Source organism: Streptomyces sp. NPDC088794, from assembly GCF_044750545.1.
Taxonomy (GTDB): Bacteria; Actinomycetota; Actinomycetes; order Streptomycetales; family Streptomycetaceae; genus Streptomyces.
On sequence record NZ_JBIVKB010000013.1, the window covers coordinates 69,796 to 96,766 of the forward strand.

22 protein-coding genes and 1 pseudogene are annotated in these 26,971 nt (G+C 71.1%); 15 read left to right on the top strand and 8 right to left on the bottom strand.

Annotated features, from left to right (window positions below):
• Window positions 1–96 precede the first annotated feature (96 nt).
• Together ACIP6U_RS31760 and ACIP6U_RS31765 are read left to right on the top strand one after the other, a co-directional pair.
• Window positions 97–1,113 (top strand): ATP-binding cassette domain-containing protein, encoded by a 1,017-nt coding sequence (locus ACIP6U_RS31760; RefSeq protein WP_401724965.1) that lies wholly within the window; start codon window positions 97–99, stop codon window positions 1,111–1,113.
• Window positions 1,110–1,886 carry an ABC transporter permease gene (locus ACIP6U_RS31765; protein ID WP_401724966.1) on the top strand — a complete coding sequence of 259 codons (777 nt, stop codon included), beginning with the start codon at window positions 1,110–1,112 and terminating at the stop codon, window positions 1,884–1,886. The genes ACIP6U_RS31760 and ACIP6U_RS31765 overlap by 4 nt, the downstream gene beginning before the upstream one ends.
• 133 nt (window positions 1,887–2,019) lie before the next feature.
• Here ACIP6U_RS31765 and ACIP6U_RS31770 read toward each other — a convergent pair whose 3' ends face one another.
• Window positions 2,020–2,868 (bottom strand): siderophore-interacting protein, encoded by an 849-nt coding sequence (locus tag ACIP6U_RS31770; protein WP_401724967.1) that lies wholly within the window; start codon window positions 2,866–2,868, stop codon window positions 2,020–2,022.
• Between the two features lie 193 nt (window positions 2,869–3,061).
• Window positions 3,062–3,991 carry a 5'-3' exonuclease H3TH domain-containing protein gene (locus tag ACIP6U_RS31775; protein WP_401725592.1) on the bottom strand — a complete coding sequence of 310 codons (930 nt, stop codon included), beginning with the start codon at window positions 3,989–3,991 and terminating at the stop codon, window positions 3,062–3,064.
• A 196-nt stretch (window positions 3,992–4,187) separates the two neighbouring features.
• Here ACIP6U_RS31775 and ACIP6U_RS31780 point away from each other — a divergent pair, with 196 nt between their 5' ends.
• From ACIP6U_RS31780 to ACIP6U_RS31795, 4 genes are all read left to right on the top strand, one after another.
• Window positions 4,188–5,243 carry a glycine betaine/L-proline ABC transporter ATP-binding protein gene (locus ACIP6U_RS31780; RefSeq protein WP_401724969.1) on the top strand — a complete coding sequence of 352 codons (1,056 nt, stop codon included), beginning with the start codon at window positions 4,188–4,190 and terminating at the stop codon, window positions 5,241–5,243.
• Window positions 5,236–7,848 (top strand): ABC transporter permease/substrate binding protein, encoded by a 2,613-nt coding sequence (locus ACIP6U_RS31785; RefSeq protein WP_401724972.1) that lies wholly within the window; start codon window positions 5,236–5,238, stop codon window positions 7,846–7,848. Before ACIP6U_RS31780 ends, ACIP6U_RS31785 begins: the two co-directional genes overlap by 8 nt.
• A gap of 373 nt (window positions 7,849–8,221) precedes the next feature.
• Window positions 8,222–8,803, top strand: a complete 582-nt coding sequence (locus ACIP6U_RS31790) for a helix-turn-helix domain-containing protein (protein ID WP_401724974.1) — start codon at window positions 8,222–8,224, stop codon at window positions 8,801–8,803.
• Window positions 8,800–9,525, top strand: a complete 726-nt coding sequence (locus tag ACIP6U_RS31795; protein ID WP_401724977.1) for a helical backbone metal receptor — start codon at window positions 8,800–8,802, stop codon at window positions 9,523–9,525. Before ACIP6U_RS31790 ends, ACIP6U_RS31795 begins: the two co-directional genes overlap by 4 nt.
• Here ACIP6U_RS31795 and ACIP6U_RS31800 read toward each other — a convergent pair.
• Window positions 9,452–10,609, bottom strand: coding sequence for a TDT family transporter (locus ACIP6U_RS31800; protein ID WP_401724979.1), 1,158 nt, complete (start codon window positions 10,607–10,609; stop codon window positions 9,452–9,454). The genes ACIP6U_RS31795 and ACIP6U_RS31800 overlap by 74 nt on opposite strands.
• 82 nt (window positions 10,610–10,691) lie before the next feature.
• Here ACIP6U_RS31800 and ACIP6U_RS31805 point away from each other — a divergent pair, with 82 nt between their 5' ends.
• The gene (locus tag ACIP6U_RS31805; RefSeq protein WP_401725595.1) at window positions 10,692–11,642 is read left to right on the top strand and encodes a LysR family transcriptional regulator; all 951 of its coding nucleotides are present in this window, start codon (window positions 10,692–10,694) and stop codon (window positions 11,640–11,642) included.
• Between the two features lie 219 nt (window positions 11,643–11,861).
• Here ACIP6U_RS31805 and ACIP6U_RS31810 read toward each other — a convergent pair whose 3' ends face one another.
• Both ACIP6U_RS31810 and ACIP6U_RS31815 read right to left on the bottom strand, forming a co-directional pair.
• Window positions 11,862–12,554 (bottom strand): gamma-glutamyl-gamma-aminobutyrate hydrolase family protein, encoded by a 693-nt coding sequence (locus ACIP6U_RS31810; protein ID WP_401724981.1) that lies wholly within the window; start codon window positions 12,552–12,554, stop codon window positions 11,862–11,864.
• Window positions 12,555–12,594: 40 nt separating this feature from the next.
• Window positions 12,595–13,329, bottom strand: a complete 735-nt coding sequence (locus ACIP6U_RS31815; RefSeq protein ID WP_401724983.1) for a FadR/GntR family transcriptional regulator — start codon at window positions 13,327–13,329, stop codon at window positions 12,595–12,597.
• Window positions 13,330–13,423: 94 nt separating this feature from the next.
• On the opposite strand from ACIP6U_RS31815, the gene ACIP6U_RS31820 reads away from it, so the two are divergent.
• The 4 genes from ACIP6U_RS31820 to ACIP6U_RS31835 are packed head-to-tail and all read left to right on the top strand — an operon-like array spanning window position 13,424 to window position 17,891.
• A complete protein-coding gene (locus ACIP6U_RS31820; RefSeq protein ID WP_401724985.1) occupies window positions 13,424–14,788 on the top strand; it encodes a glutamine synthetase family protein in 1,365 nt (454 codons plus the stop codon).
• A gap of 11 nt (window positions 14,789–14,799) precedes the next feature.
• Window positions 14,800–16,173: an aldehyde dehydrogenase family protein gene (locus ACIP6U_RS31825; protein ID WP_401724988.1), complete on the top strand. Its 1,374-nt coding sequence runs from the start codon at window positions 14,800–14,802 to the stop codon at window positions 16,171–16,173.
• Window positions 16,170–16,952 carry a 3-oxoacyl-ACP reductase gene (locus tag ACIP6U_RS31830; protein WP_401724991.1) on the top strand — a complete coding sequence of 261 codons (783 nt, stop codon included), beginning with the start codon at window positions 16,170–16,172 and terminating at the stop codon, window positions 16,950–16,952. The genes ACIP6U_RS31825 and ACIP6U_RS31830 overlap by 4 nt, the downstream gene beginning before the upstream one ends.
• Window positions 16,953–17,009: 57 nt before the next feature.
• Entirely contained in the window at window positions 17,010–17,891 is an 882-nt protein-coding gene (locus tag ACIP6U_RS31835) for a DUF2510 domain-containing protein (protein ID WP_401725598.1), read from the top strand.
• A 22-nt stretch (window positions 17,892–17,913) separates the two neighbouring features.
• On the opposite strand, the gene ACIP6U_RS31840 is transcribed toward ACIP6U_RS31835, so the two are convergent.
• Window positions 17,914–19,116, bottom strand: a complete 1,203-nt coding sequence (locus tag ACIP6U_RS31840; RefSeq protein ID WP_401724993.1) for an amino acid deaminase/aldolase — start codon at window positions 19,114–19,116, stop codon at window positions 17,914–17,916.
• Between the two features lie 2,180 nt (window positions 19,117–21,296).
• On the opposite strand from ACIP6U_RS31840, the gene ACIP6U_RS31845 reads away from it, so the two are divergent.
• Both ACIP6U_RS31845 and mycP read left to right on the top strand, forming a co-directional pair.
• The gene (locus ACIP6U_RS31845; RefSeq protein ID WP_401724995.1) at window positions 21,297–22,112 is read left to right on the top strand and encodes a hypothetical protein; all 816 of its coding nucleotides are present in this window, start codon (window positions 21,297–21,299) and stop codon (window positions 22,110–22,112) included.
• The gene (gene mycP, locus ACIP6U_RS31850; RefSeq protein ID WP_401724997.1) at window positions 22,109–23,284 is read left to right on the top strand and encodes a type VII secretion-associated serine protease mycosin; all 1,176 of its coding nucleotides are present in this window, start codon (window positions 22,109–22,111) and stop codon (window positions 23,282–23,284) included. The genes ACIP6U_RS31845 and mycP overlap by 4 nt, the downstream gene beginning before the upstream one ends.
• Before the next feature lie 28 nt (window positions 23,285–23,312).
• On the opposite strand, the gene ACIP6U_RS31855 is transcribed toward mycP, so the two are convergent.
• Window positions 23,313–24,296 (bottom strand): serine hydrolase, encoded by a 984-nt coding sequence (locus tag ACIP6U_RS31855; protein WP_401725000.1) that lies wholly within the window; start codon window positions 24,294–24,296, stop codon window positions 23,313–23,315.
• A gap of 150 nt (window positions 24,297–24,446) precedes the next feature.
• Between ACIP6U_RS31855 and ACIP6U_RS31860 the strand changes: the two genes are divergently transcribed.
• A complete protein-coding gene (locus tag ACIP6U_RS31860) occupies window positions 24,447–25,178 on the top strand; it encodes an SseB family protein (RefSeq protein ID WP_401725002.1) in 732 nt (243 codons plus the stop codon).
• A 45-nt stretch (window positions 25,179–25,223) separates the two neighbouring features.
• Here the strand turns inward: ACIP6U_RS31860 and ACIP6U_RS31865 are convergent, their stop codons facing one another.
• Window positions 25,224–25,616 carry a DUF1844 domain-containing protein gene (locus ACIP6U_RS31865; protein WP_401725005.1) on the bottom strand — a complete coding sequence of 131 codons (393 nt, stop codon included), beginning with the start codon at window positions 25,614–25,616 and terminating at the stop codon, window positions 25,224–25,226.
• 558 nt (window positions 25,617–26,174) lie between these two features.
• Here ACIP6U_RS31865 and infC point away from each other — a divergent pair.
• Window positions 26,175–26,874, top strand: a pseudogene (infC, locus tag ACIP6U_RS31870) (translation initiation factor IF-3).
• The last annotated feature ends 97 nt before the right edge of the window (window positions 26,875–26,971 follow it).

Sequence of the window (26,971 nt, forward strand, 5' to 3'; positions counted from 1 at the left end):
AGTTCCAGGCGATCGAGGTGCGGCACACCCAGGATAGCCCGGCGCTCCTTGCACGGACGGATCAGCTGTCATCCGCTCATCAGGAGAGCAGTCGTCATGAGTACTACCCGTGCGCCCGCCGTCGAGGCGCGTCAGCTGATCAAGACCTACCCAGGCGACGTCACCGCCCTCAACGGCATGGACGTCACCGTCGAACCCGGCACCGTCTTCGGGCTCCTCGGCCCCAACGGCGCCGGCAAGTCCACCACCGTCAAGATCCTCACCACCCTGGCCCGCCCCGACTCGGGCACCGCCACGGTCGCCGGACACGATGTGCTGCGCCACCCCGACCGGGTGCGCCGCGCGATCGGCGTGGTCGCCCAGAGCTCCGGCGCCGACCCGGTCGCCACGGGCCGCGAGAACCTCCAACTGCAGGGCAGGCTCTACGGGTTGAGGGGCGCCGGCCTCAACAGCCGCGTCGACGAGTTGCTCGACCGGTTCGGCCTCGCCGACGCCGCCCGGCGTCCCGTCAAGGGCTACTCCGGCGGCATGCGGCGCCGCCTCGACGTGGCGCTCGGCCTGGTGCACCGGCCCGAGGTGCTGTTCCTCGACGAGCCCACGACCGGCCTGGATCCCGAGGCCCGCACCGCGATGTGGGACGAGATCGGCCGGCTGGCAGGCGAGGAGGGGCTGACCATCCTGCTCACCACGCACTACCTGGAGGAGGCCGACCGGCTCGCCGAGCGCATCGCCATCGTCGACCGCGGCCGGGTCGTCGTCGAGGGCACCCCGGACTCCCTCAAGGGCGAACTCCGCGGCGACGCCGTCCACTTGGAGGTGCGCGAGGCGGTCGGCGAAGCCGGTCGTACGCTCCTCGGCGGCGCCCTGCGTCAAGTGCCGGGCGTGCACGAGGTGTTGGTCGACGGGCGCCGCATCAGCGTCCGTGCCGACGACGGAGCGGCCGCCGTACCCGCCCTGCTCGCGGCCCTGGAGCGGGCCGGCGTCGGCGTCGCCGCCGCGACCGTGGCCCGGCCCTCCCTCGACGACGTCTACCTGCGTTACGCGGGCCGCCGTTACTCCGAGGCGGACGCCGGAACCGACCAGCCCCTCGTCCTCGCCGGAGGTGCGCGATGAGCACGGCCGTCTCCCAGACCTGGTACATGACGCAGCGTCAACTCATGGTGTTCGCACGGCAGCCCGCGTACGCGATCATCACCCTGATCCAGCCGGTGATCTGGCTGTTCCTGTTCGGCGGCCTCTTCAAGAACGTCGTCGAGCTGGGCGGGTTCGGAACCACCTCCTACCTCGACTACCTCGTCCCGGGTGTGGTGGTGATGAGCGCGCTCAGCTCCAACATGTGGGCCGGCATGGGCACGTTGGAGGAGATCCAGCGGGGCACCCTCAACCGCTTCCTGACCACACCGGTCAGCCGGGCCGCCCTGATGAACGGCAACGTCGTCAACAACGGCCTGGTCACCGCGTTCCAGTCGGTGGTCATCGTGCTGCTGGGCCTGCTCGGCGGCGCCGATTACCCGGGCGGCGTCGGCGGTGTCGCGGTCCTGGTGATCGCCTCGGTGCTGCTCGGCACGGTGTTCGGGGCGCTGTCCAACGCGCTGGGCATGCTGGTGCGGGAGCGGGAGTCGATCATCGGGATCAACACCTTCCTGCTGCTGCCGCTGACGTTCCTGTCGAGCGCCTTCATGACGCCGTCCCAGATGCCCGGCTGGATGCGGCACGTCGCCGACTTCAACCCGCTCGACTGGGCGATGGTCGCGGGCCGTTCGGCGCTGTCCCGTCAACAGGACTGGAGTGTCGTGCTCAGTCGCGGGGGTGCGCTGCTGGCGCTCGCGGTGGTGGCGGTGTGGCTGTCGATCCGGACGTTCAGGTCCTACCAGCGGTCGGTGTGACCACGCGCTGATGTGATCACGCGCCGATGTGACCACGCGCTGGTTTGACCACACGCCGAAGCGGCGGCACCCCGAGAGGTGCCGCCGCTTCCTATGCCTCACGTAGCCGAAGAACTCACACGGCCGAAGACCCTCACGCGGCCGAGCTCGCCGCGCCCTCCTGCTCCGCCTCGATGCGCGCGTTCCACTCCCGCTTGGAGGCCTGCCAGCCGTCCTCGTTGTGGCCGAGCCGCCAGTAACCCGAGATCGACAGGTCCTCGCGGGGGATCTCCAGGTCGCAACGGAGCAGCTGGCGCAGCTCTTTGACGAAGTGCGCCTCGCCGTGGACGAAGGCGTGCACCCGGCCCTCCGGGAACGTCAGCGCCCGTACCGCGTCGAGAAGGGGTTCGCCGACCGGGCGGTCGCCGCGGTGCAGCCAGACGACCTCCACGTCGGAGTCGATCTTCTGCTCCTCCTCGGGGCCGGAGATCTCCACGAAGGCGTGGGCGACCGCACCCGCGGGCAGCGCCTCCAGGGAGCGGGCGATCGCGGGCAACGCGCTCTCGTCACCGACGAGCAGATGCCAGTCGGCCTCCGGGTTGGGCGCGTAGGCACCGCCGGGGCCCATGAAGCGCACCTTCTCGCCCGGCTGGACGTTCGCCGCCCACGGGCCGGCCAGGCCCTCGTCGCCGTGCACCACGAAGTCCAGCGTCAGCTCAAGGTGTTCGGGGTCCCAGGCGCGCACGGTGTAGGTCCGGGTCACCGGCCACTGCTCACGGGGGAACTCCGCCCGGATCCGCTCAAGGTCGAAAGGCTCGGGATAAGTGGCGCCACCGGTCGGGAACAGGAGCTTCACGTAATGGTCGGTGCAGGTGTCGGCCGCGAACACGGCCAGTTCCTCACCGCCGAGCACCACGCGCTGCATGTGCGGGCTGAGCCGTTCGGTGCGGACGACCTGCGCGGTGTGGGGCTTCCGCGGCTTCCGAGCCGGGCGTTCTGCCATGGCGGCCTCCCTGTTCCCTTGCTTAGGTAAACCTAAGTTAGCATCTCTCCCCTACTTAACACCCCTTGCCTGAGAGGTTACTGAGACCGACACGCAGAGCTTTACTCTCTCTAAATGAGAGGGTGAGTTGCTGATATGAGAACCAGGCTTACGAAGCTGCCCGTCCGGATCATGCTCCGAGGGCGGCGAGCGGTCAGGCCCCGAGGGTGACGAGCAGCCGGTGCAGCGAGCCGCCCAGCCCCCAGCGCGCCGCCAGCTCATCCAGTGCCGCCGGGTCGCGCGGGGTGTGCGGCAGGGCCGTGTCGACCGCGGGCAGCGGCACGTCGTCGGCGACCTTGACCACCGTCGGAGCCACCGCCACGTAGGGGCGGGACTCGTCCAGGCGCTTGCGCTGCGACGGCGTGAGCTTCGCCTTCGGGTCGTCCACCGCGGCCATGATCCCGGCCAGGTCACCGAACTCGGCGAGCAGCTTGGAGGCCGTCTTCTCGCCGATGCCCGGCACGCCCGGCAGACCGTCGCTCGGGTCGCCGCGCAGGGTCGCCAGATCCGCGTACCCACGGCCGTCGACGCCGTACTTCTCGCGCAGCCACGCCTCGTCGGTGAGCTGGAGCATGCCGACGCCCTTGAGGGGGTACAGCACGCGCACCCCCCGCTCGTCGTCGACCAGTTGGTAGAGGTCGCGGTCGCCGGTGACGATGTCGACCGGGCCCTTCGCGAGGGCGGTGAACGTGCCGATCACGTCGTCCGCCTCGTACCGCTCGACGCCCACGCGCGCGATGCCGAGCGCGTCCAGGACGTCCTCGATGATCGGGACCTGGGGCGAGAGCGTGTCCGGGATCTCCTCCGCGTCCGGCCCCGCCTCGTGCTCCTCGGCGACGCGGTGCGCCTTGTAGGAGGGGATCAGATCGACCCGCCACTGGGGGCGCCAGTCCGCGTCCATGCACGCCACGAGCTGATCGGGGCGGTGGTCCTTGACCAGGCGGTCGATGAATTCGAGGAGCCCGCGCACGGCGTTCACCGGCGTGCCGTCCGGGGCCTTCACGGACTCCGGGACGCCGAAGTAGGCGCGGAAGTAGAGCGAGGCGGTGTCGAGGAGCATCAGTCGTCCGGTCACGCCTCGCATCATGCCGCACCGCACTGACACTCACCCGTCACCGGGCCCCGCATGGCAGTTGTAAACGAGTTGTGAACTGGCCCACTGAGGCGTTTGACCCGCCCCGACCAGGGCAGGCGCCGCCTCGGAGCGATGCCAAGTGCACATACGACTGTTTGCGGCCCGTCGTCTCCTGTTCCCTTGCCCCGAGAGACGAGAGGTACGCGTGTCAGCCACGCTAGAGGCAGAGCATCTCTACAAGGTGTTCGGCAGACGACCCGACGAGGCGCTACGGCGACTCGAGGACGGCGTCGACCGGGAGGAGCTGCGTGCGGAGGGCACCACCGCCGCCGTCATCGACGCCTCCTTCACGGTGGCGCCGGGCCAGATCTTCGTCGTGATGGGTCTGTCCGGATCCGGCAAGTCCACCCTGCTCAGGATGCTCAACGGCCTCCTGGAGCCGACCGCGGGCACAGTCCGCTTCGACGGACAGGACCTGACCGGACTCTCCGACCGTGACCTGCGCGCCATCCGGGCCCGCAAGATCAGCATGGTCTTCCAGCACTTCGCGCTCTTCCCGCACCGCAGCGTCGTCGAGAACGCGGCCTACGGTCTGGCCGTGCAGGGCGTGCCCCGCGCCGAGCGCGAGCGCCGCGCCGGCGAGGCGCTCGCCCTGTGCGGACTGGCCGGCTGGGAGAAGTCCTGGCCCGACGAGCTGTCCGGCGGCATGCAGCAGCGCGTGGGCCTGGCCCGCGCGCTCGCCACGGACGCCGACCTGCTGCTGATGGACGAGTCGTTCAGCGCGCTCGACCCGCTGATCCGCCGGGACATGCAGGACCAACTGCTCCAGCTCCAGCAGTCGTTGAAGAAGACGATCGTCTTCATCACGCACGACCTCAACGAGGCCATGCGCCTGGGCGACCGCATCGCCGTCATGCGCGACGGACGCATCGTCCAGACCGGCACCGCGGAGGACATTCTCGTCCGGCCCGCCGACGACTACGTCGCCTCCTTCACCAAGGACGTCGACCGCTCCCGCGTGCTGACCGCCTCGGCGGTGATGGACACGGACGTGCGCGGCGACGAGGCCGACTGCGGCTGTGCGACCGAGAGCGACTGCCGGACCGTGACGCCCGACACGCCCTTCACCGAACTCTGCGCGCTGAGCGCCCTGTTGACGCATCCGGTGGCCGTCGTGGACGCGGAACGGCAACTCGTCGGAGTGGTCAGGCAGTCGCGCCTGGTCGGCTTCCTCGGCAGCGAGGAGGTGGCCCGTGCCTAGGATCCCCCTCGGTGACTGGGTCAACGACGCGGTCGACTGGCTGCTCAACCACGTCTCCTGGCTCTTCGACTTCCTCAAGACCGTCTTCACGGGCACCTACGACGGCATCAACGCCGTCCTGCAAGCGCCTCAACCCCTGCTGCTTGCAGGCATCTTCGCGGTTCTCGCGTTCTGGCTGCGCGGCACGACCGCCGGTCTGCTCACCTTCGTGGGATTCGCCTTCATCGACTCCCTCGAACTGTGGGACGACGCGATGGTGACCCTCTCCCTCGTTCTGGTCGCCACGATCATCGCGCTCGTGATCTCCGTGCCGGTGGGCATCTGGGCCGCGCGCTCCGACCGGGTCAGCGGGATCGTCCGGCCCGTCCTGGACTTCATGCAGACGCTGCCCGCGATGATCTACCTCATCCCGGCGATCCTGTTCTTCGGCACCGGCGCCTCCGCGGGCATCGTCGCGACCCTGATCTTCGCGCTCGCCCCCGGTGTGCGCATGACGGAGCTGGGCATCCGGCAGGTCGACAAGGAACTGGTCGAGGCGGCCGACGCGTTCGGCACCACACCCCGCGACACGCTCCTGCGCGTCCAGCTGCCGCTCGCGCTGCCGACCGTCATGGCCGGCGTCAACCAGGTCATCATGCTCGGCCTGTCCATGGCCGCGATCGCCGGCATGGTCGGCACCGGCGGCCTCGGCGGCGACGTCAACGAGGCCATCGGTCAGCTCAACGTCGGCCTCGGCTCCGAGGCGGGCGTTGCCATCGTCATCCTCGCGATCTACCTGGACCGGATGACCGGCGCCCTGGGCACCCAGGTCTCCCCGCTGGGCCGCCGCGCCGCCGCCAAGGCCCGTGCCGCCCAGAGCGGCCTGAAGATCTGGTCGTACCGGCCGAGCCCCCAGATCGCCGTGGTCGGCGTCGTCGTCCTCGCCCTGGTGGCGGGCGGCATGGGGATCTTCGGCGGCAAGTCGGACGGCACCGCGGTCGCCGACGGCAACGATGTCGGCCAGGGCAAGAAGCTCAGCATCGGCTACATCCCCTGGGACGAGGGCGTCGCCTCCACCTTCCTGTGGAAGGAGATCCTGGAGCAGCGCGGCTACCAGGTCGACGCCAAGCAGTTCGACGCGGGCCCGCTCTACACCTCGCTCGCGCAGGGCAGCGTCGACTTCGAGACCGACTCCTGGCTGCCGACCACCCACGCGCAGTACTGGAAGAAGTACGGCAGCAAGCTCGACGACCTGGGGGCCTGGTACGACCAGACCTCCCTGGAGCTGAGCGTCCCGGCGTACATGAAGGACGTCAACTCCCTGGCCGACCTCAAGGGCAAGGCGTCGACCTTCGGCGGGAAGATCACCGGCATCGAGTCCAGCGCCGGCGAGATGGCCCTGCTCAAGAGCAAGGTCCTGGGGGAGTACGGCCTCGACAAGGAGTACAAGGTCGTCGACAGCTCCACGCCCGCCATGCTGGCCGAGCTGAAGCGGGCGTACAGCAAGCAGGAGCCGATCGTCGTCACGCTCTGGTCGCCGCACTGGGCGTACAACGACTACAAGTTGAAGAAGCTCAAGGATCCCAAGGGCGCCTGGGGCGAGGGCGATGGAGTGCACACCCTCTCCCGCAAGGGGTTCGCGGACGAGAACCCGACCGTCGGCAAGTGGCTGAAGGACTTCAAGCTCACCGAGAAGCAACTCACCAGCCTCGAAGCCGAGATCAACAAGGCGGGCAAGGGCAAGCAGCAGGACGCCGTGCGCACCTGGCTGAAGGACCAGCCCGGCCTCGTCGACAAGTTGGCCCCGGTCCAGCAGACCAAGGCCGCGGCCGAGACCAAGCGCGCGATCGACGTGGCCTGGTTCCCGTGGGACGAGGACATCGCCGTCACCTACCTCTGGAAGAACGTTCTGGAGAAGCGCGGCTACAAGCTCAACCTCAAGCAGATGGACGTCGGCCCGGTCTACACGGGTCTCGCCTCCGGTGACCTCGACCTCAACTTCGACGCCTGGCTGCCGTACGCGCAGCAGAACTACTGGGACAAGAGCAAGGACAGACTCAAGGACCTGGGCACCTGGTACGAGCCGACCTCCCTGGAGGTCGCCGTGCCCTCGTACGTCAAGGGCATCAACTCCTACGAGGACCTCAAGGGCAAGGCCGATCTCTTCGACGGGAGGATCATCGGCATCGAACCGGGCACCGGCGAGATGAACCTGCTCAAGACGAAGGTGCTGCCGGGCTACGGCCTGGACAAGGAGTACGAGGTCGTCGACGGCTCCACACCGGCGATGCTGGCCGAGCTCAAGCGCGCCTACGCCAAGAAGCAGCCCGTCGCCGTCGTCCTGTGGTCGCCGCACTGGGCGTACAGCCAGTACGACCTCACCAAGCTGAAGGACGACAAGAAGCTCTTCGGTGAGGGCAACACCATCCGGACCATCTCGAACGAGAAGTTCCCGGGCGAATACCCCCAGCTCACCAGCTGGATCAAGAATTTCCACATGACCGAGCCCGAACTGGGCAGCCTGGAGAGCGAGATCAACGAGCACGGCCAGGGTCATGAGCAGGAGGCGGTCGCCGCCTGGCTCAAGGACCACCCGGACATGGTGGACCGGATGACCCCGCGGTAGCGGCCGTCCCGGCACCCCCGAGGGGTGGGCCTCCCCACGCGACCTGACAGCGTGTGGTGGGGTCCACCCCTCGGGTCGTCTTCGGCGCGCATATGCCAACGGCTACCAAAAGAATCCAGCCAATCACATAGCGCTACCACCCTGTCCAAGGGGGGAACATGGTGGACCTTTCGGGCATTGAACTATGAGGTGGCGGTTACTCATGGGATCTCATCGACTGGCGAGAGTTGGCGCATTGACCGCACGAAGTGTTTACGGGTATGTGACGGCCGCATGAAACAGTTTGCCGAACCTGCGTAAGGTGCAGAGAACTCTTCAGGAGCAGAGAGAACTCTTCAGGAGCTACCGACGGGTGAAGGAGGGAGCCGGAGCGATGGGCGACCACAAAGACGACCACAAGGGCCAGTCCCTGCGCGTGGGCGCGGCCGTACGGCGGCGCCGTCGCGCGCTGGAGCTCACTCTCGCCGTCGTGGCCGAACGCAGCGGCCTGTCCGTGCCCTTCCTGAGCCAGATCGAGAACGATCGCGCGCGGCCCAGCACCACCTCCCTGGAGAAGGTCGCCGACGCCCTGCGCACCACCGCGGTCGAACTCCTCGCCGCCGCCGACCCGGCGTGCAGCGTCGACGTCGTCCGCGCCGAAGGCGCCGGGCCGGCGGACGAACCGCACATGCGGTCCCTGGTCCGGGGTCACCACCAGATGCACGCCACGGAGTTCACCGGCGACCACGACGCGGGCCGTGAATTCCAGTACCGCAACGACCAGTTGATGTACGTGGCCGACGGCGCCGTGGAGATCGAGGCCGAGGGCCGCGCCTACCGGCTGGGCCGTGGCGACACGCTGTACCTGACCGGCGGGGTGCGGCACCGCTGGCGGGCGACCGTGTCGGACACGCGCGTGGTCGTCGTCGCGGTGGCCGAGCACATCGAGGCGGTCCAGGACCGGTCGCGTCAGTGACCCCCCGGGTCGTCTCCCTGGTCCCGTCGCTCACGGAGGCGGTGGCGCGTTCCGTACCGGGCGCGCTGGTCGGGGCGACGGACTGGTGCAGCCACCCCGCGGACCTCGCCGTCGCCCGCATCGGCGGCACCAAGAACCCGAAGACCGATGCCGTCCTCGCGCTCCGCCCCGACCTGGTGATCGCCAACGAGGAGGAGAACCGCGCACCCGACCTCGCCGCCCTGCGCGCCGCGGGCGTCGAGGTCCTGGTGACCGAGGTACGGAACGTGCCACAGGCCTTCGAGGAACTCGCCCGGGTACTGGTGGCCTGCGGGTCGGCGTCCCGCCCCCGCTGGCTGGACGAGGCGGAGTCCGCTTGGACGTCCCTCCCCGCACCGCGCAGCCGCACCACGGCCGTCGTACCGATCTGGCGCCGCCCCTGGATGGTGCTGGGCCGCGACACCTTCGCCGGCGACGTCCTGGCCCGTCTGGGCGTGGACCACCTCTACACCGCACACCCCGAGCGCTACCCGACCATCCCCGTAGGGGAGTTGCGGGCGGCCCTCCCGGACGTGGTCGTACTCCCCGACGAGCCCTACCGGTTCACCCCCGACGACGGCCCGGAGGCGTTCCCCGGGCTGCCCTGCGCACTCGTCAGCGGACGTCATCTCACCTGGTACGGGCCGTCGTTGGCCGAGGCGCCACGCGTGCTGGGCGCGGCCCTGCGAGCAGTTCGCCGCTGACCACACCGCGCGCGGTGTGCACGGCGGCGGTGCCCCAGGCGGTGACGAGAACGACGTACAGACCGACCGCCAGCCAGTCGTATACGACCAACCCCGTGTGCCTGGCCAGCGCTTCGGCCCCCGTGACACAGGTGCCCACCGGAAAGGTGAAGGCCCACCACGTCATCGCGAACCGCATCCCGTGCCGGCGCGCCCGCACCACATACGCGGTCGCGAGCCCGAACCAGAGCAGCGCGAACCCCATCACGGGCACGCCGTACAGCACGGCGAGCACCTCGAACCCCTCGCTGTACGGGGCCGGTACGACCCCGGGTGCCACGTCCGCGAACTTGCCGACGGCGGTGGTGGACTGCCCGAGCGGCCCCAGCACCAGGAAGAGCGTCGGCGTGAGCACGAGCGGCAGCGGCCCACCGGTGATCAGCCGACCGAAAACCACCGGCAGCATCATGAGCGTGGCCAGCAGACTGACCCCGAACAGCGCGACACACGCCAGCAGCAGCGTCTCCCGCGCCTGCCCGGCCGGCAGATGCGGCACGAGCAGCGGCCCGAGCGCGGCCGACACCATGGGCGCGACGAGCGGCAACAGCCACACGGGCGAGGCGTCGGCCGCGTCCACCTTCTGTCGTACGGCCATGAGGTACGGGACGGCGACGGCCGACGCGAGCCCGACGACCGTCCCGGCGCTGAACAGCACGGCATCGAGGGCGACCGCGTTGTGCAGCCCGATCAGGTCCCGCCCGACGGTGACGGCACCGCCGCCGACGGCCAGCAGAGCCATGGCGAGACAGCCGTAGAAGGGCGCCATGGCCGGGTCGAGGAGATGTGCGCGGGCCTGGTCGCCGTGATGGGTCCAGTGCAGGGAGCGGGCGACGAGCAGGGCCGACAGGAGCACGAGCGAGAGGGCCCAGATGCCCGCGCAGACACTGCGGAGGCCGGGGACGGCGACCGGCAGGGCCGATCCCGCGGTGGCGACGATGGCGGTGCCCATGACGGATGCGTACCAGTTGGGTCCGAGGTGACGGACGGACCTGGCGTGCGGGGGGCGTGCGGTGGCACGCGTGAGGGGGTGGGCTGCGGTGACCATGCCTCCACGGTCTCGCCGGGCGGGGGCCGGTACCAGGGAGGACATGTCTATGGGGGCATAAACTGAGGTTATGAGCAAGGGCATGGACGACAGGGGCGAGGGGGCCGAGCGGGCCGAGGCGGCTGAGACGGTGACGTCCGCCGGTCCGCTCGCGCATCGGGTGCCGGACCTCGGCGCGCTGGAGTTGTTGCTGGCGGTGGCCCGGCTCGGGAGTCTGGGTGGGGCGGCGCGCGAGATGGGGATCTCGCAGCCGGCGGCCAGTAGCCGGATCCGGTCCATGGAGCGGCAGTTGGGGGTGGCGCTGGTCGACCGTTCGCCGCGGGGGTCCCGACTGACGGACACGGGGGCGTTGGTCACGGACTGGGCCCGGCGGGTGGTGGAGGCGGCGGCGGCCTTCGACGCGGGGGCGCAGGCGTTGCGGGTGCGGCGGGACTCGCGGTTGCGGGTGGCGGCGAGCATGACGATCGCGGAGTACCTGCTGCCGGGGTGGCTGCTGGCGCTGCGTGCGCAGCGGCCGGACACGGCGGTGTCGTTGCTGGCGGGGAACTCGACGGTGGTGGCAGAGCGAGTGCTGTCCGGGGAAGCGGACCTTGGTTTCGTGGAGGGGGTCAGTGTCCCCGCGGGTCTGGACTCGGCGGTCATCGCGCACGATCACCTGATCGTGGTGACGGCGCCGGGGCATCCGTGGGCTAGGCGTCGACGGGCGTTGGAGGCAGGGGAGTTGGCGGCGACGCCGTTGATTCTCCGGGAGGAGGGGTCGGGGACGCGGCAGGTGCTGGACGCTGCGCTGGGGGGTCTGGCGCGGCCGTTGATCGAGCTGTCCTCGACGACGGCGGTGAAGGCGGCGGCGGTGAGTGGGGCGGGGCCGGCGGTGCTGAGTGAACTGGCGGTGGGGGAGGAGTTGGCTGTGCGGAGGCTTGTGCGGGTTCCTGTTGACGGCGTGGCGTTGGCGCGTTCCCTTCGGGCGGTGTGGCCGACGGGTCACCGTCCGGTGGGGCCGGCGAGGGAGCTCTTGTCCCTGACGCGGACCTAGCTTTTCTTCGCCCCCGCCGCCCCTACCCGTCCCATCCTGGGGGCTGCCGCCCCCAGACCCCCGCTTCGGCCCTGAACGGGCCTCGTCCTCAAACGCCGGACGGGCTAAAAGATTCAAGCCCGGGTCCGCACAATCCAGCCCCTCCGGCGTTTGAGGAGCGGGGTCTGGGGCGGAGCCCCAGAAGGATGGGACGGGTAGGGGCGGCGGGGGCGAGAAAGGCTATTGCGTTGCCGCTTCCACCAACGCCCGCATCACCCGCAAATCCTCCCCCATCTCCGGATGCCACTGAACCCCCAGAACCCACCCCGAGGCCCGCGGCAGCTCCACCGCCTCCACCGTCCCGTCCCCCGCGTACGCGCACGGCACCAGCCCCGCCCCCAACCGGTCCACCGCCTGGTGGTGGAAGGTCGGTACCGACGTCTCCTCCGGGACCGCAGCCGCGTACAGCGTCCCCGGCACCGGCTTCACCGGGTGTCTGCCGAAGACCCCAGGGGTCTCCGCGTGCCCGTCGATGTGCTGGATCAGCGTGCCGCCCAGGGCGACGTTCAGTACCTGCATTCCCCGGCAGATACCCAGCAACGGGACACGGGCAGCGAGAGCCGCGTCCACCAGAGCCAGCTCCCAGGCGTCCCGCACCCGCGCCGCAGGCCCCGTACGGGCGTCCCGGTCCGCGCCGTAGCGCGACGGTTCCACGTCCGGGCCTCCCGCGATCACCAGCCCGTCCAAGCGGGACACGGCTGCCGCCGCGTGCTCGGGCGCGTCCGGCGGGAGCATCGCCGCCAGACCGCCCGCATGCTGCACAAGGCGCGGATAGCCGGCCGGCAGCAGTGCCGCCTCCAGCTCCCACACGCCCCAGCGCGCGCCGGACTCCAGATACGTACTCACGCCGATCAGTGGCCGTCGTCCGGTCACGGACCCTCCCTAAAAGGTGCAGTTCACTACCTTTGAACAGCTACGCCAAGAAGCCCCTGAGCAGCGCCGCGGTTCCCCCGCAGTGCTCCCGCATCATCTCCCGCGCCCCGTCCGCGTCCCCGTCCAGCACCGCCTCGACCAGCGCGCTGTGCTGGCGCTGGGAGTGTTCGAGGTTGCGGACGAGGAGGGGGATGCAGTCGAGGAGGTCGTTCACCGTGGCCCGTACCGCCGCGTACTGCGCGGTCAGCGTCGGCGAGCCGCACAGCTCGGCGAGGGTGAGATGGAGCATGGTGTCGAGGCGGCGGTAGTCCGCCAGCGGAGCGTCGTGCGTGCGGGACAGTGCCTCGCGCAGGCGGTCCGAGTGGTCCGGCGTCAGGCCGTGCGTCGCGCACAGGCCCGCCGCCCCGACCTCCAACACCTCCCGGAAGCGCAGTACGTCCTCTATGTCGACCTCGGTGCTCCGCCGGCGCAGTTCGTCCTCGCCCCCCGCGTCCGACTTCGGCAGTACGAACGTCCCGCCGTACCGCCCCCGCCGCGACTCCACGAGCCCCTGGTCCTGGAGCACCTTGAGCACCTCGCGCAGGGTCACCCGGCTGATCCCCAGCCGCTCCGCCAGTTCCCGCTCGGCCGGCAGCCGCTCGCCCCCGGGCACCAGGCCCAGCCGTACGACCTGCAGGATCTGTTCCAGGGCCTCCTCGAAACCGTTCCCCGCCCGCACCGGCCGCAGCACCGGCGTCAGCCGGTCCTCCAGGTCGCCCTCCGGATCCACCGACATCCCACCGCACCCCCTTCCCAAGCAATGGTTCTCGGCAATACCTTATGGCTTCCGGCCCGGCCGAAGAAGCGCGAAGAAGCCGAAGGAGCTTTCCGTGGCAGACCGCACACCCCCGCTCGGCGTCGAGGAGCTGCACGCCCTCGTCGCAGGCGGTGAGATCGACACCGTCGTCCTGGCCTTCCCCGACATGCAGGGGCGCCTCCAGGGCAAGCGGTTCGCCGCCCGCTTCTTCCTCGACGAGGTCCTCCACCACGGCACCGAGGGCTGCAACTACCTCCTCGCCGTCGACACCGAGATGAACACCGTCGAGGGCTATGCGATGTCCTCCTGGGACCGGGGGTACGGCGACTTCGCCATGCATCCCGACCTGTCCACCCTGCGCCGGGTGCCCTGGAACGCCGGTACGGCCATGCTCATCGCCGACCTCGCCTGGAACGACGGCTCCCCGGTGGTCGCCGCCCCGCGCCAGATCCTCCGCCGCCAGCTGGAGCGCCTCGCCGAACACGGCTTCACCGCCCAGGTCGGCACGGAACTCGAGTTCATCGTCTTCAAGGACACCTATGAGGCGGCCTGGGACGCGAACTACCGGGGGCTCACGCCCGCCAACCAGTACAACATCGACTACTCGGTGCTCGGGACCGGGCGGATCGAGCCGCTGCTGCGCCGGATCCGCAATGAGATGGCCGCCGCCGGGCTGACCGTCGAGTCCGCCAAAGGCGAGTGCAATCCCGGGCAGCACGAGATCGCCTTCCGCTACGACGACGCCGTGGTCACCTGCGACCAGCACGCGATCTACAAGACCGGCACCAAGGAGATCGCCTCCCAGGAGGGCGTGTCGATCACCTTCATGGCCAAGTACAACGAGCGCGAGGGCAACTCCTGCCACATCCACCTCTCCCTCGCGGACGCGGCCGGCAACAACGCGATGGCCGGGTCCGGGTCCGACGGGATGTCCGAGGTCATGCGGTACTTCCTCGCCGGGCAACTCGCCGCGCTGCGGGACTTCTCGCTGCTCTACGCCCCCAACATCAACTCCTACAAGCGGTTCCAGCCGGGTTCGTTCGCCCCGACCGCCGTCGCCTGGGGATACGACAACCGCACCTGCGCGCTGCGGGTCGTCGGGCATGGTCGTTCCATGCGGTTCGAGAACCGGCTCCCCGGCGGGGATGTGAATCCCTATCTGGCGGTGGCGGGGCTCGTCGCGGCCGGGCTGCACGGCATCGAGCAGAAGCTGGAGCTGCCCGAGGCCTGCGCGGGCAACGCCTACAGCGCCGACTACGCGCACGTCCCCACCAACCTCCGCGAGGCGGCCGAGATCTGGGAGAACAGCCCGATCGCCCGCGCCGCCTTCGGCGACGAAGTCGTCGCCCACTACCGCAACATGGCCCGCGTCGAGCTGGACGCCTTCGACGCAGCGGTCACCGACTGGGAGCTGCGCCGCTCCTTCGAACGTCTGTGAGAGGTCCCGAGTTGTCGTACGAGCATGAGCTGACGGTCCTCAATCCGGCGACGGAAGAGGTCGTCGCGACCGTCCCCGCCGCCACCGAGGCCGACGTGGACGCGGCCGTCGTGCGCGCCGCCGCGGCCCAGGCGAAGTGGGCCGCGCTCCCGCCCGCCGACCGGGCCCGCCAACTGCGCCGGTTCGCCGACGTGGTGGACGAACACGTCGAGGAACTGGCCCGGTTGGAGGTGCGCGAGGCGGGCCACCTGCTCGGCAACGCCCGCTGGGAGGCCGGCAACGTCCGCGATCTGCTCGCCTACGCGGCCGGGGGAGTGGAGCGGCTGACCGGCCGTCAGATCCCGGTGCCCGGCGGCCTCGACGTCACCATCCGCGAACCGCTGGGTGTGGTCGGAGTCATCGCCCCGTGGAACTTCCCGCTGCCGATCGCCGCCTGGGGCACCGCCCCCGCGCTCGCCGCAGGCAACGCGGTCGTCCTCAAGCCCGCCGAGACGACCCCGCTCACCGCCCTGCGGCTGGCCGAACTCGCCCTGGAGGCAGGGCTGCCGGAGGGCCTGTTCCAGGTGCTGCCCGGGTACGGCCACACCGCCGGACGCGCCCTCGTCGACCACCCCGGCGTGGCGAAGATCGTGTTCACCGGCTCCACCCGCATCGGCCGCGAGGTCATGGAGCGCTGCGCCCGCCTGGTCAAGCCGGTCACCCTCGAACTCGGCGGCAAGAGCCCCAACATCGTCTTCGCCGACGCCGATCTCCCCACCGCCGTCGACCCGTTCTCGTTCCTCGACAACTCCGGCCAGGACTGCTGCGCCCGCACCCGGATCCTGGTCCAGGAGTCGGTGTACGACGAGGTCCACGCACTGCTCGCCGACGCGCTGGCGGGTGTGGTGGTGGGCGACCCGGCAGACGAGAAGACCCAGATGGGACCACTGATCTCCCGCCAACAGCTCGACCGCGTACGGTCGTTCGTGCCGGACGACGCCCAGGCACTGCGCGGCAGCGCGCCCGACGGGCCCGGCTTCTGGTTCGCGCCGACCGTCCTCACCGGGAAGCGGCCCGACTCCACGGCGGCCCGCGAGGAGATCTTCGGCCCGGTCGCCGTCCTGCTGCCCTTCACCGACGAGGCCGACGCCGTCCGCCTCGCCAACGACACCCCCTACGGCCTCGCCGGCTCCATCTGGACCCGCGACCTCGGCCGCGCCCTGCGCGTCTCGCAGTCCGTCCGGGCCGGCAACCTGTCCGTCAACTCCCATTCCAGCGTCCGCTACTGGACCCCCTTCGGCGGCTACAAGCAGTCCGGCATCGGCCGTGAGCTGGGCCCGGACGCCCTGACCGCCTTCACCGAGACCAAGAACGTCTTCATCAGCACGGAGGGCCCCGCACAGTGACCGAACAGACTGTCTGCCGTCGACTCGTCGGCCGTACCGCCGTCATCACCGGAGCCGGCAGCGGCATCGGCCTCGCCACCGCCCGCAGGCTCTCCTCCGAGGGCGCCAACGTCGTCTGCGGAGACGTCGACGAGACCAGCGGCAAGGCGGCCGCCGACGCGGTCGGCGGCCTCTTCGTGAAGGTCGACGTGACCGACCCGGAACAGGTCGAGGCCTTCTTCAAGGCGGCCTTCGACACCTACGGCAGCGTCGACATCGCCTTCAACAACGCCGGCATCTCGCCGCCCGACGACGACTCCATCCTGGAGACCGGCCTGGAGACCTGGAAGCGCGTCCAGGAGGTCAACCTCACCTCCGTCTACCTGTGTTGCAAGGCCGCGATCCCGTACATGCGGCAGCAGGGCAGGGGCTCCATCATCAACACGGCGTCCTTCGTGGCCCGGATGGGCGCGGCGACCTCGCAGATCTCCTACACCGCCTCCAAGGGCGGCGTACTGGCCATGTCCCGTGAACTGGGCGTGCAGTTCGCGCGGGAGGGCATCCGCGTGAACGCGCTGTGCCCGGGGCCGGTGAACACCCCGCTCCTCCAGGAGCTGTTCGCCAAGGACCCCGAGCGGGCCGCCCGCCGGCTCGTCCACATCCCGGTCGGCCGGTTCGCCGAGGCCGACGAGATCGCCGCCGCGGTCGCCTTTCTGGCCAGCGACGACTCGTCCTTCGTCAACGCCACCGACTTCCTGGTGGACGGCGGCATCTCGGGCGCGTACGTCACACCCCTGTAGGAAGGCCCGGCAGCCGTGTACGACCTCCGCCACCCGTCCTAGGGTGGCGGAATGAGCATGTCGCCCCCGCCCGGCTGGTACCCCGACCCGTCCGCCCCCCACCTGCAACGCTGGTGGGACGGCACGGCCTGGACCGAGCACTGGCAGGCGCCCGGGGCCCCCGTACCGGGGCCCGCCGCGGGTACCGGCCGGGGGAAGGTCGTCGCGATCACCACGGCCGGGGCCGTGCTCGTCGCGGCGATCGTCACGGGCGCGTTCTTCATGGGCCAGGACGACGACTCGGACGGCGCGCAGGCCCAGACCGCGCCGACCACCGTCCCCTCGACACCGCCGAGCGACAGCCCGTCACCGTCACCGTCCGCCGCCGACCCGTCCCTCGTGGTGGACCAACTCAACGGCATCACCCTGCCGTTGCCCGACGGCTGGGTCAGGCCGCAGTACGTCTCCGAGGACGACGTCGTCATGACCACACCCGGCACCTACGACTGCCCGGGCGACACGGGCCTGTGCCGGCACGGCCTGGTCATCTCGCGCACGGTGACCGCGAATGCCGAGACGTCCCCCAGGACGCTCGCCGAGCAGGACATATCGAAGGCGGCCGACGACGCCTACGACCGCGACGAGATCGGCCGCCGCCCCTACGGTGGCCTGAAATCACACCAGTTGGTGAAGTCGGGTCAGGTCGCGGTGGCCGGACGGGCCGGGTACTTCGTGCGCTGGCGCGTGCAGACCGCCAAGGGTCCCGGCGGATATGTCGAGTCCCTCGTCTTCCCCGCGAGCGTCGGCACCGAGTCACCGGTCCTGGTCCGCTTCGTCTTCGACGCGGGCGCGGACGGGCCGCCGCTCGCCGACATGGACCGGATCACCCAGGGCATCCGGTCCGTCGACGACGCGGGCACGGGCGGCGGGGTGGGCAGCAGCATCGGCCCGACGAACTGACCCGCACCGACCGGGAGTCGCCCTACAGGAACGTGTGGCCCTCACCGCGATACGTCGGCACGGTCGCCGTCACCGCGTCCCCCTCGACGAGATGCAGCACGTCGAACCGTTCGCACAGCTCGCCGGCCTTCGCGTGCCGGAACCACACCTTGTCGCCGAGCAGCAGATCGTCGGCGGGCGGGCCGAGCAGCGGTGTCTGGACCTCGCCGGGCCCCTCCTGGGGGTCGTAGCGCAGCCCCTCCGGCAGGTACGGCACCGGGAGCCGGTCGGCGCCGGCGGCACCCGAGGCCGGGTAGCCGCCGCCGAGCACCGTCACGACGCCGACGCCCGGCCTGCGGACGACGGGCATGGCGAACAGGGCGGCCGGACGGCCGGTGAAGGACGTGTAGTTGTCGAACAGCCGCGGGACGTACAGCCCCGAGCCGGCCGCGATCTCGGTCACGGCATCCTCGGCGGCGGTGGACTGCACACTGCCGGTGCCGCCGCCGTTGACGAACTCCAGGTCGGGCACGACGGCCCGGACCGCGCGCACCACCTCGGCACGCCGCTCGGCCAGCTCCCGGCGGGCGGTGGCCTGCATCAGCCGGATGGCACGCGAACGCATCGGCCGGCCCGCGACGGCGTCCCCGACGCCCGCGATATGACCCTCGTACGCCATGATCCCGACGACCTTGAACCCCGGTCGCCGTGTCACCGCCCTTGCCACGTCGGCGACTTGGGCGGGGGAGTGCAGCGGGGAGCGGCGGGCGCCGACCCGCACCCGGCCGCCGAGCAGCTTCAGCGAGGTGTCCAACTCCAGGCAGACGCGGATGACTTCGCGTCCGCCGCCGCGCGCCTCGTCGATCAGCCGGAGCTGGGCCGGGTCGTCGATCATGACGGTCACGGCGGCGGCGAGCTTGGGGTCGGCGGCCAGTTCGGCGAAGCCGGCGCGGTCGGCGGAGGGGTAGGCGAGCAGGACGTCGTCGAATCCGGAGCGCGCCAGCCACAGGGATTCGGCCAGAGTGAAGGACATGATGCCCGCGAAGCCGTCCTTCGCCAGGGCGCGTTCCAACAGGGTCCGGCAGCGTACGGACTTGCTGGCGACGCGGATCGGCTTGCCGCCGGCGCGGCGGACGAGGTCGTCCGCGTTGGCGTCGAAGGCGTCCAGGTCCACGATGGCGAGAGGGGCGTCGAGATGGGCCGTGGCCCGGTCGTAACGGGCCCTGTCGGCGGAGCGCGCAGTCATGAACGAAGCCTGCCAGACAGGATTACCGCAGGGTAGGGGGACGTTCCGGGCAGAAGCCCCGGGGTGGGCCACTGGTTCCCGTTCCGCGCGGGCCAACCCGTAGAGTGACGCGCACGCATGGCGGAACGCGCCGGGTCACCACCGCGCCGGGATGTCGGTCCTTCCGTGCGGGTATGCGTGTCCGGGACGGACTTGCCGACGCCTTGACCGGGCGTTGAGCACGACGGCGACGGGGTGCGTAAGAGTAGTCGGCCCGGGCGCGAGGAAACGGGGGGTGCATGAGCACGGAAGCGCGGCACGCCTCCAACCCTCAGCGCCGCACGCCCCCTGGCACGCCTGGAGAGACCTCGCCGGAACCGACCCATGAGAACGGCACGACGCCGTCTCCGGAGAACGCGAACGGTACGGCGCCCGCAGGGGCCGGCGCCGGGTCGTCGGACCGGGCTTCCACGCCGGGCGCGGGGAGCGCGTGGAGCGCTGCCGAGTCCGAGTCCGGTGGCGGGGCTTCGGGGAACGAGTGGGGAGCGATGGACGGGACCTCCTCGGCCACGGAGACCGGTGGATCGCGGGGATCACGAGGGCCCCGGGGGTCCGCGCCGGGTACGTCGGCCGCCGCGGGCGGTTCCGGTGGTGTCTGGTCACCCTGGCGGGGAAGCCGACCCTTCGACGCCTTCGCGGAACGTCCGAGCCCCAGGAACACGGGCGCGCGGACGGAGCCGGGGAACGGAGCCGAGGGAGAAGCGCCGACCGGCGAGTTCGACGCACCGACCCACCCGCGCTTCCCGAACCTGCGCTCCCCGCAGGACACGGACACGGCCCCCCTGCCCCCACCTCAGGCATCGGCCCGCTTCCCGGACGTCCCACCACCGCCTGCCGGCGATCCGGCGCGGGGCGCTGACGGCGGAGGAACGGCAGTCCGGGGTGCTGACGGCGAAGGAACGGCCGCGCCGGGCAGCACCGCACAGAGCAAGGGCGCCCAGGGCAGGACGGCGCCGCCGGCCCCCGTGGTACCGCCGCGCCCGAGCAACCGCCCCACGCCACCGTTCCGCCTGATGCACCCCACGCCGACCGAAACCGGCCAGGACCCCACGAGACGCGTGCGCTCGACCTCGGCGGAGCCGTCGCCCGAATCGGCCCCCCGCCGCCCCGGCTCGCCCCCGTCCGGCGCCGGACGACCGACCCCACCACCGGCTCCGCCCCTCACCAGCCCGCCAGGCTGGCCCGCCCCGGCACGTCCGGCAGCCCGCCCGGGCTCCCCGTCGCCTGATCCGACCCCTGCCCCCGGCTCCACCGCGCCTTCGTCGCGTACCACCCACCCGGACTCCACACCCGAGGGCAAGACCCGTACTCCGTACGCGCCCCCGCCGCCCCGTCAGGGCTCCGCGTCGGCTGATTCCGGCCGTGCTCCGGGTCCGGGTGGCCGTTCCGGCTCCGCCTCGGCCGACTCGGGTCGTGCCCCGGGTTCGGGCAGCCGCTCCGGCTCCGTGCCGGTGGATCCGGCTCGTGCCCCGTATTCGGCTCCGGGTGCCCGTCAGGGTTCCGCCCCCGCCGACACCGGCCGTGCGTCGGGCTCAGCCGTGCCTCCGCGGCCGGAGAGCCCTCCGGGCTCCGTGTCCGGTGACGGTGCCCGTGGCGCGTATTCGGCTCCGCCTTCCGGGCTGGGCTCGGCTCCTGTCGACGGTGGTCGTGGGCCGGGTTCGGGAGCGCCCTCGGGGGCGAGCGGTCGCTCGGGTTCAGCGCCCGTCGATTCCGTTCGTGCCCCGTACTCGCCCACTCGCCCGGGCTCCGCCCGTACTCCAGGACCGGTCGTGTCTCCGCGGCCGGGCTCCGCGGTCGGCGACGGCCCGTATCCGCCGGCGTCCTCCCGAGCGGACTCCGCCTCCGCCCGTACCCCCGGCTCAGCCGTCCCTCCGGCTCCGGCCGTCCGCCCCTCCCCGGCGTCGGATTTCGTCGAGGACTTTGCCGACACCCCGCGTTCGGGACCGGGCGCTCGCCCAGGGGCCGCCCCGGTCGTCGCTCCCGTCTCCGACGACTCGACCTACTCCCACAGTGCCCCGCCGCCCCCACCCGTGCCGCCCGCGCCGACGGATTCCCCGCGTTCGGAGGGGGCCGTCGGGGTCGCTCCCGATCCCGCTCTGAACTGGAGTGCGCCCGTCGCGCCCGGGGCCGGCAGGCCGGTCGTGTCGTTCGGGGAGCCCGAGGGGTACGACGAGCGGGTGCGGGCGCGGCCGTTGGGGGTGCGGATACCGCCGCGGGTCGCCGCCGTCGCCGTGTGCATCGTGCTGGGGCTCGGGCTCATCGGCGGTGCGGTGACCGGGAGTTGGCTGGTCGGGGACTCGGGGGACGGGGGTACGCGGGACACGTTCAGCGCCGCCGCCGGGTTGTGGCACAGCGTGCCCGTCGACCGGCTGTTCCCCACTACCGTGCAGGGGCAGGGCGCCGGGCCCGGCGGTGCCGACCGGACCTGGACCCGGATCGCCGTCGCGCCGGACAGCGGCTGTCGGAACGCCTTCGACCCGCTGCTCAAGAAGGTGCTCGCGCCCGTCGGGTGTCAGCGGCTGCTGCGCGCCACCTACACCGACGCCACCCAGAGCTTCGTCACCACCGTGGGACTGCTGTTCACCAACGCCGACGCCGTCGGCATGAAGTCCCTCGCCTCCCGTTTCCAGCGCGAGGGCCTGGGGCGCCGTACCGACCTGATGCCCCTCCCGTACGCCGCGAAGGGCACCGTCTCCGCAGGGTTCGGCGGCAAGCAACGTGCCTCCTGGACCGTGTCCGTCCTCACCGACGCCCCCGTCGTCGCCTACGCCGTCTCCGGCTGGTCCGACGGCCGCAGCGTCGACACCCCGCAGCCCGCCGAGGAAGCCATGAAGTCCGGCGCCACCACGCCCCCCGCCCAGGCCGGCCTCGGCCACGAGGCCCAGGGCCTCGCCGACCGGATCGAGCGTGCCCTGCGCAAGGACGTGAGCAGCCCCGCCTCGGAGCAGCCCTCATGACGCGCCGCGGCAGCAGGGTCGGGGCGTTGAGCGTGCTGCTCGCCGCCTCCCTCGCCCTCATACCCTCCACGGCCGCCCATGCCGACGGCATCCGCGCCCAGCAGTGGGCCCTCGACGCCCTGCACACCCAGCAGGCCTGGCAGACCACCAAGGGCAAGGGCATCACCGTCGCCGTCCTCGACACCGGCGTCGAGACCGACCACCCCGACCTCGTCGGCAACGTGCTCCCGACCCAGGACATGATCGGCTTCGGCGCCAAGGAGGGCGACCGCGCCTGGGCACGGCACGGCACGGCCATGGCCGGCATCATCGCCGGCCACGGACACGGCCCCGGCAACGGCGACGGAGTCCTGGGCATCGCCCCCGAGGCGAAGATCCTCCCCGTCCGCGTGATCCTGGAGGACGGCGACTCCGCCCGCGCCAAGGCCCGCAGCACCCGCGGCAACGCCCTCGCCGAAGGCATCCGCTGGGCCGCCGACCACGGCGCCGACGTCATCAACCTCTCCCTCGGCGACGACTCCGCCTCCGCGCACCCCGAACCCACCGAAGACGAAGCCGTCCAGTACGCCCTCAAGAAGGGCGTGACCGTCGTCGCCTCCGCCGGAAACGGCGGTGAGAAGGGCGACCACGTCTCCTACCCGGCCGCCTACCCGGGCGTCATCGCCGCGACCGCCGTCGACCGCTACGGCACCCGCGCCGCGTTCTCCACCCGCCGCTGGTACGCCACGGTCAGCGCCCCGGGCGTCAACATCGTCATCGCCGACCCCGACCACCGCTACTACGAGGGCTGGGGGACCAGCGCCGCATCCGCCTTCGTCTCCGGAGCCGTCGCCCTCATCAAGGCCGCCCACCCGGGACTGACCCCGGCCCAGGTCAAGAAGCTCCTGGAGGACACCGCCAGCGACGCCCCGGCCGGCGGCCGCGACGACTCCCGCGGCTTCGGCATGATCGACCCGGCCGCGGCCATCAAGGCGGCCGGTGCGCTCGAGCCGGAGGGCCTCAAGGCGGCCTCGTACGGGGAGAAGTACTTCGGCGAGGGGCCGGACGCCCCCAAGTCCGATGACGACACGAGCAGTTGGGCCGCTCCGCTGGCCGGTGCAGCCGGCGGTCTGCTGCTCGTCGCGGCGGTGGTCGTGTGGCGCGGACGCCGACCTCGCGAGGAAGACTTCTAGACCCGAGGGCTGCTAGACCTGGGGGCTGTTAGACCCGGGGTGACGCCGAGGCCGAGGCCTCCCCGGCGAACACCGACACCGTCGCCCTCGCCGCCGCCTCGACCAGCGAAATCCCCTTCGCCTGCGTCGAGTTGCCCATCGACAGCACGGCCACCAGATAGTCGTGGCCGTCCGTCGCCGTCACGCGCCCGATGCTGTTGATGTCCCACAGACCCGTGGTGCTCCGGGCCAGCCAGCCGTTCTTCAACGCCCACGCGGAACCGTCGGCCGCGGCCGACACACCCCAGTGCTGATCGGTGGCTATCTCACCCATCAGCCCCTGCACATACGTCCGCGAGGCCTCGCTCAGCTCCGAGTCGTCCCCGAACACCTGCTGCAACAACGTGAGTTGATCCGCGGCCGTGGTCTGGGTCAGCCCCCACAGCGCCCCGTCGCCGCCCTCGGTGTCGGTGAGCCCGAGCCTCTTGTTCGCCGCGTCGAGGCCGCCCGCCTTCCCGATGATGTCCCACAGCGCGGACGCGGAGGCGTTGTCGCTGTTCTCGATCATCGAGGTGGCGTACGCCTTCTCCTGCGCGGACAGCCGCGTCCCGGCCTCCTGGTGCTGGAGCAGCAGCGCCGCCAGGATGTCGACCTTGACGATGCTCGCCGTGTCGAAGGAGCCGTCCCCGTACGTGGCGCTGTCGCCGGAGTCCACGTCCAGCACCGCCACCGAGACCTTCGCGTCGCCCGTGACGGCCACGGACTTCATGGCCTTCGCCAGCAGGGCGTCGAGATCGACCGTCGGTTCCGCCACGGGTTCCACCGATTCCTCCCCGTCCGCCGAGGCCGAGGAGGTGGCCGACGGCAGCGCCGTCGACGATACGGGGCTCGTACCGGTGTGCGCCTGAGCCTTCACGTACACCGTCCCCGCCGCCGTACCGCCGACGATGGTGACGGCGGCGAGGGCGGTGTAGAGCAGGGGGCGCGTCCGGGAGGGGCGGGCACGGCGGCCGCGGGCTCTGGAGGACTCCATGCTCGCGATGCTCGTCGCGCTGACTGTGCGGGCCGTTAGACGCACGTTAGATGTGTGTCAGGGATATCTGAGAAACCCGTGAAAGCGGTGTCGGCCAGGTTTCCGGACCCGCACAAGCCCAGCAACATCCCCCCTATAGGGTCGATGACCGTGGCGAACAAGAACATTCCCGACCCCGGTTTCTCCGACGACGACGGCTCCGCCGACCCCCGGCTGAGCGCGGCGCTCGCGGCCTGGGCCGAGGACCGGGATGCCGTGGGGCCCGTCCTGGCGGCGCTGCAGAACGCCCGGCTGCTGGTGCCCGTCGTCGCCGTGCTCGGCGAGGTCGAGGAGGACGAGAAGGGGCTGCGCCGCGAGAAGACCAGCGACATGGCGGTGCCGACTCTGAAGGCCGGCTCCCGCACCGCCCTGCCCGCCTTCACCTCCACCGAGTCGCTGGCCCGATGGGACCCGGAAGCCCGCCCCGTCGCCGTACCCCTGCAGCAGGCCTTGCAGGCCGCCGCGCACGAGAAGGCCGACACCGTCGTCCTCGACCTGGCGGGACCGGTGCCGTACGAGCTGACGGGGGCCGCGCTGCGGGCGCTCGCCGAGGGGCGTACGACGGCCGACCCGCTCGCCGATCCGGCCGTACGGGAGGCGGTACGCACCGCCGTCGCCGCCGAGTCCGCCGTGCTGCGCGCGCATCTCGGGCCCGGACGGGCCGACGGCACCCTGGCCCTCGTACTCGACCCGGCCGCCGCTCCGGCCGAGACCGCCCGCGCGGTCGCCGAGCGGCTCGCCGCCTCGGAAACACTCAGGGCCCGCCTGGTCCGCGGCCTCGACCTGGCACTGCTGCCGGCCGGGGCGACGCCACCGGGCGAGCCCTTGTACGTACGAGGGTGAGGGGGTGAAAGGGGAGGACGGCGGTCCGGCCGTCGAGAGGACGGGTTAGCCGTAGATCGGGCCCGTGTACTTCTCGCCCGGGCCCTGGCCCGGCTCGTCCTTGACGAGGGACGCCTCGCGGAATGCCAGCTGGAGCGACTTCAGGCCGTCCCGCAGCGGGGCCGCGTGGAACGAGCTGATCTCGGTCGCGCTCGCGTCCAGCAGACCGGCCAGGGCGTGCACCAGCTTGCGGGCCTCGTCCAGGTCCTTGTACTTGTCGCCCTCCTCGGTGAGACCGAGCTTCACCGCGGCGGCGCTCATCAGATTGACGGCGACCGTCACGATCACCTCGACGGCGGGGACCTCGGCGATGTCACGGGTCATCTCGTCGAAGCCGGGGCCGGGGGTCTGCGGGGCCTCGGCGGAGTCGGCCGAGAAGTCGGCAGGGGTGTCACTCATAGGCCTCACCCTAGGGCCTGCCTTTCGGATCATGTCGACGTCGCGGGGTCTGGCACGCACATCTGCGGCGTTGTCGTCGGTTGTCGACTCCCCCACGCTCGGCTTCGCTCGCGCGGGGGGACCCCCATCGCGTCGCCGCCCTCCTCCGCCTTGCAGCTGCACGCACCAGACCCCGCTCGGGTCGGCCAAGGGGCATCGAGCCTCACAGCCGACCTGATCCGAAAGGCAGACCCTAGAGCGCGCCGCACGGCGATTCGCACCACCCCCTGGTAGCTGCTAACCTTGTGTGACGACCGGCCGGACGCTTATGTGCCCGGCCCTCAAGTGGAGGCTCCGATCTCCCACCCAGCTGTCCTTCGGGACGGCGGGTCACCCCGGTCAGGCGGCCGCCATCGTTCCGTACGGACGATGGAGTCGCCCGAAAGTGCGCCCCGCGATCCCTCGCGGCGGTGCTCCGGTAGTGCTTGGAGCCCCGCCTTGTGATCGTCCGGGGCATTTTTTGTGCTTCGGCGCGGTTAGGTCTGTCAAAAGACAAACGCGGCTGTCCGCCAGACCGCCGTGTGGTGCTAACCGAGGAGGATCCATCAGCGCCGAGCCCCGCATCAACGACCGGATTCGCGTTCCCGAGGTGCGACTTGTCGGTCCCAGTGGCGAGCAGGTGGGCATTGTCCCGCTGGCCAAGGCACTGGAGCTTGCGCAGGAGTACGACCTGGACCTGGTCGAGGTCGCGGCGAACGCCCGTCCGCCCGTGTGCAAGCTCATGGACTACGGGAAGTTCAAGTACGAGTCGGCCATGAAGGCCCGTGAAGCGCGCAAGAACCAGGCGCACACGGTCATCAAGGAGATGAAGCTCCGGCCGAAGATCGACCCGCACGACTATGACACCAAGAAGGGTCACGTCGTCCGGTTCCTCAAGCAGGGCGACAAGGTCAAGATCACGATCATGTTCCGTGGTCGCGAGCAGTCCCGGCCCGAGTTGGGCTACCGACTGCTGCAGCGTCTCGCGGAGGACGTCCAGGACCTCGGGTTCATCGAGTCGAACCCGAAGCAGGACGGCCGAAACATGATCATGGTTCTCGGTCCGCACAAGAAGAAGACCGAGGCGATGGCCGAGGCCCGCCAGGCGCAGGAAGCCCGCAAGGCAGAAGCGAAGGCCAACCCCGGCAAGTCGCAGAACGCCGCGGAGACCGACCTCGCAGACGGCGAGCTCGCCGAGGAAAGCGTCGAGGCTCCGGCCGAGGCGACTGCCGAGGCGTGATCCCGGGGGACGCGAGTCCCCAGGACATAACCGATACAAGCGACGCTCCACCGTGCCCGGTTGTCGCAACCGGGCACCGGAGCGCCACCGACGAGGA

What these genes read in the sequence shown, in the direction of transcription:
- ACIP6U_RS31815 (WP_401724983.1), bottom strand. Translation starts at nt 13,329, where the DNA reads ATGTCGGTGGATCCGGAGGGCGACCTGGAGGACCGGCTGACGCCGGTG.
- ACIP6U_RS31775 (WP_401725592.1), bottom strand. Translation starts at nt 3,991, where the DNA reads ATGCGAGGCGTGACCGGACGACTGATGCTCCTCGACACCGCCTCGCTC.
- ACIP6U_RS31760 (WP_401724965.1), top strand. Translation starts at nt 97, where the DNA reads ATGAGTACTACCCGTGCGCCCGCCGTCGAGGCGCGTCAGCTGATCAAG.
- ACIP6U_RS31855 (WP_401725000.1), bottom strand. Translation starts at nt 24,296, where the DNA reads ATGGAGTCCTCCAGAGCCCGCGGCCGCCGTGCCCGCCCCTCCCGGACG.
- ACIP6U_RS31840 (WP_401724993.1), bottom strand. Translation starts at nt 19,116, where the DNA reads ATGACTGCGCGCTCCGCCGACAGGGCCCGTTACGACCGGGCCACGGCC.
- ACIP6U_RS31770 (WP_401724967.1), bottom strand. Translation starts at nt 2,868, where the DNA reads ATGGCAGAACGCCCGGCTCGGAAGCCGCGGAAGCCCCACACCGCGCAG.
- mycP (WP_401724997.1), top strand. Translation starts at nt 22,109, where the DNA reads ATGACGCGCCGCGGCAGCAGGGTCGGGGCGTTGAGCGTGCTGCTCGCC.
- ACIP6U_RS31800 (WP_401724979.1), bottom strand. Translation starts at nt 10,609, where the DNA reads ATGGTCACCGCAGCCCACCCCCTCACGCGTGCCACCGCACGCCCCCCG.
- ACIP6U_RS31865 (WP_401725005.1), bottom strand. Translation starts at nt 25,616, where the DNA reads ATGAGTGACACCCCTGCCGACTTCTCGGCCGACTCCGCCGAGGCCCCG.
- ACIP6U_RS31835 (WP_401725598.1), top strand. Translation starts at nt 17,010, where the DNA reads ATGTCGCCCCCGCCCGGCTGGTACCCCGACCCGTCCGCCCCCCACCTG.
- ACIP6U_RS31765 (WP_401724966.1), top strand. Translation starts at nt 1,110, where the DNA reads ATGAGCACGGCCGTCTCCCAGACCTGGTACATGACGCAGCGTCAACTC.
- ACIP6U_RS31805 (WP_401725595.1), top strand. Translation starts at nt 10,692, where the DNA reads ATGGACGACAGGGGCGAGGGGGCCGAGCGGGCCGAGGCGGCTGAGACG.
- ACIP6U_RS31790 (WP_401724974.1), top strand. Translation starts at nt 8,222, where the DNA reads ATGGGCGACCACAAAGACGACCACAAGGGCCAGTCCCTGCGCGTGGGC.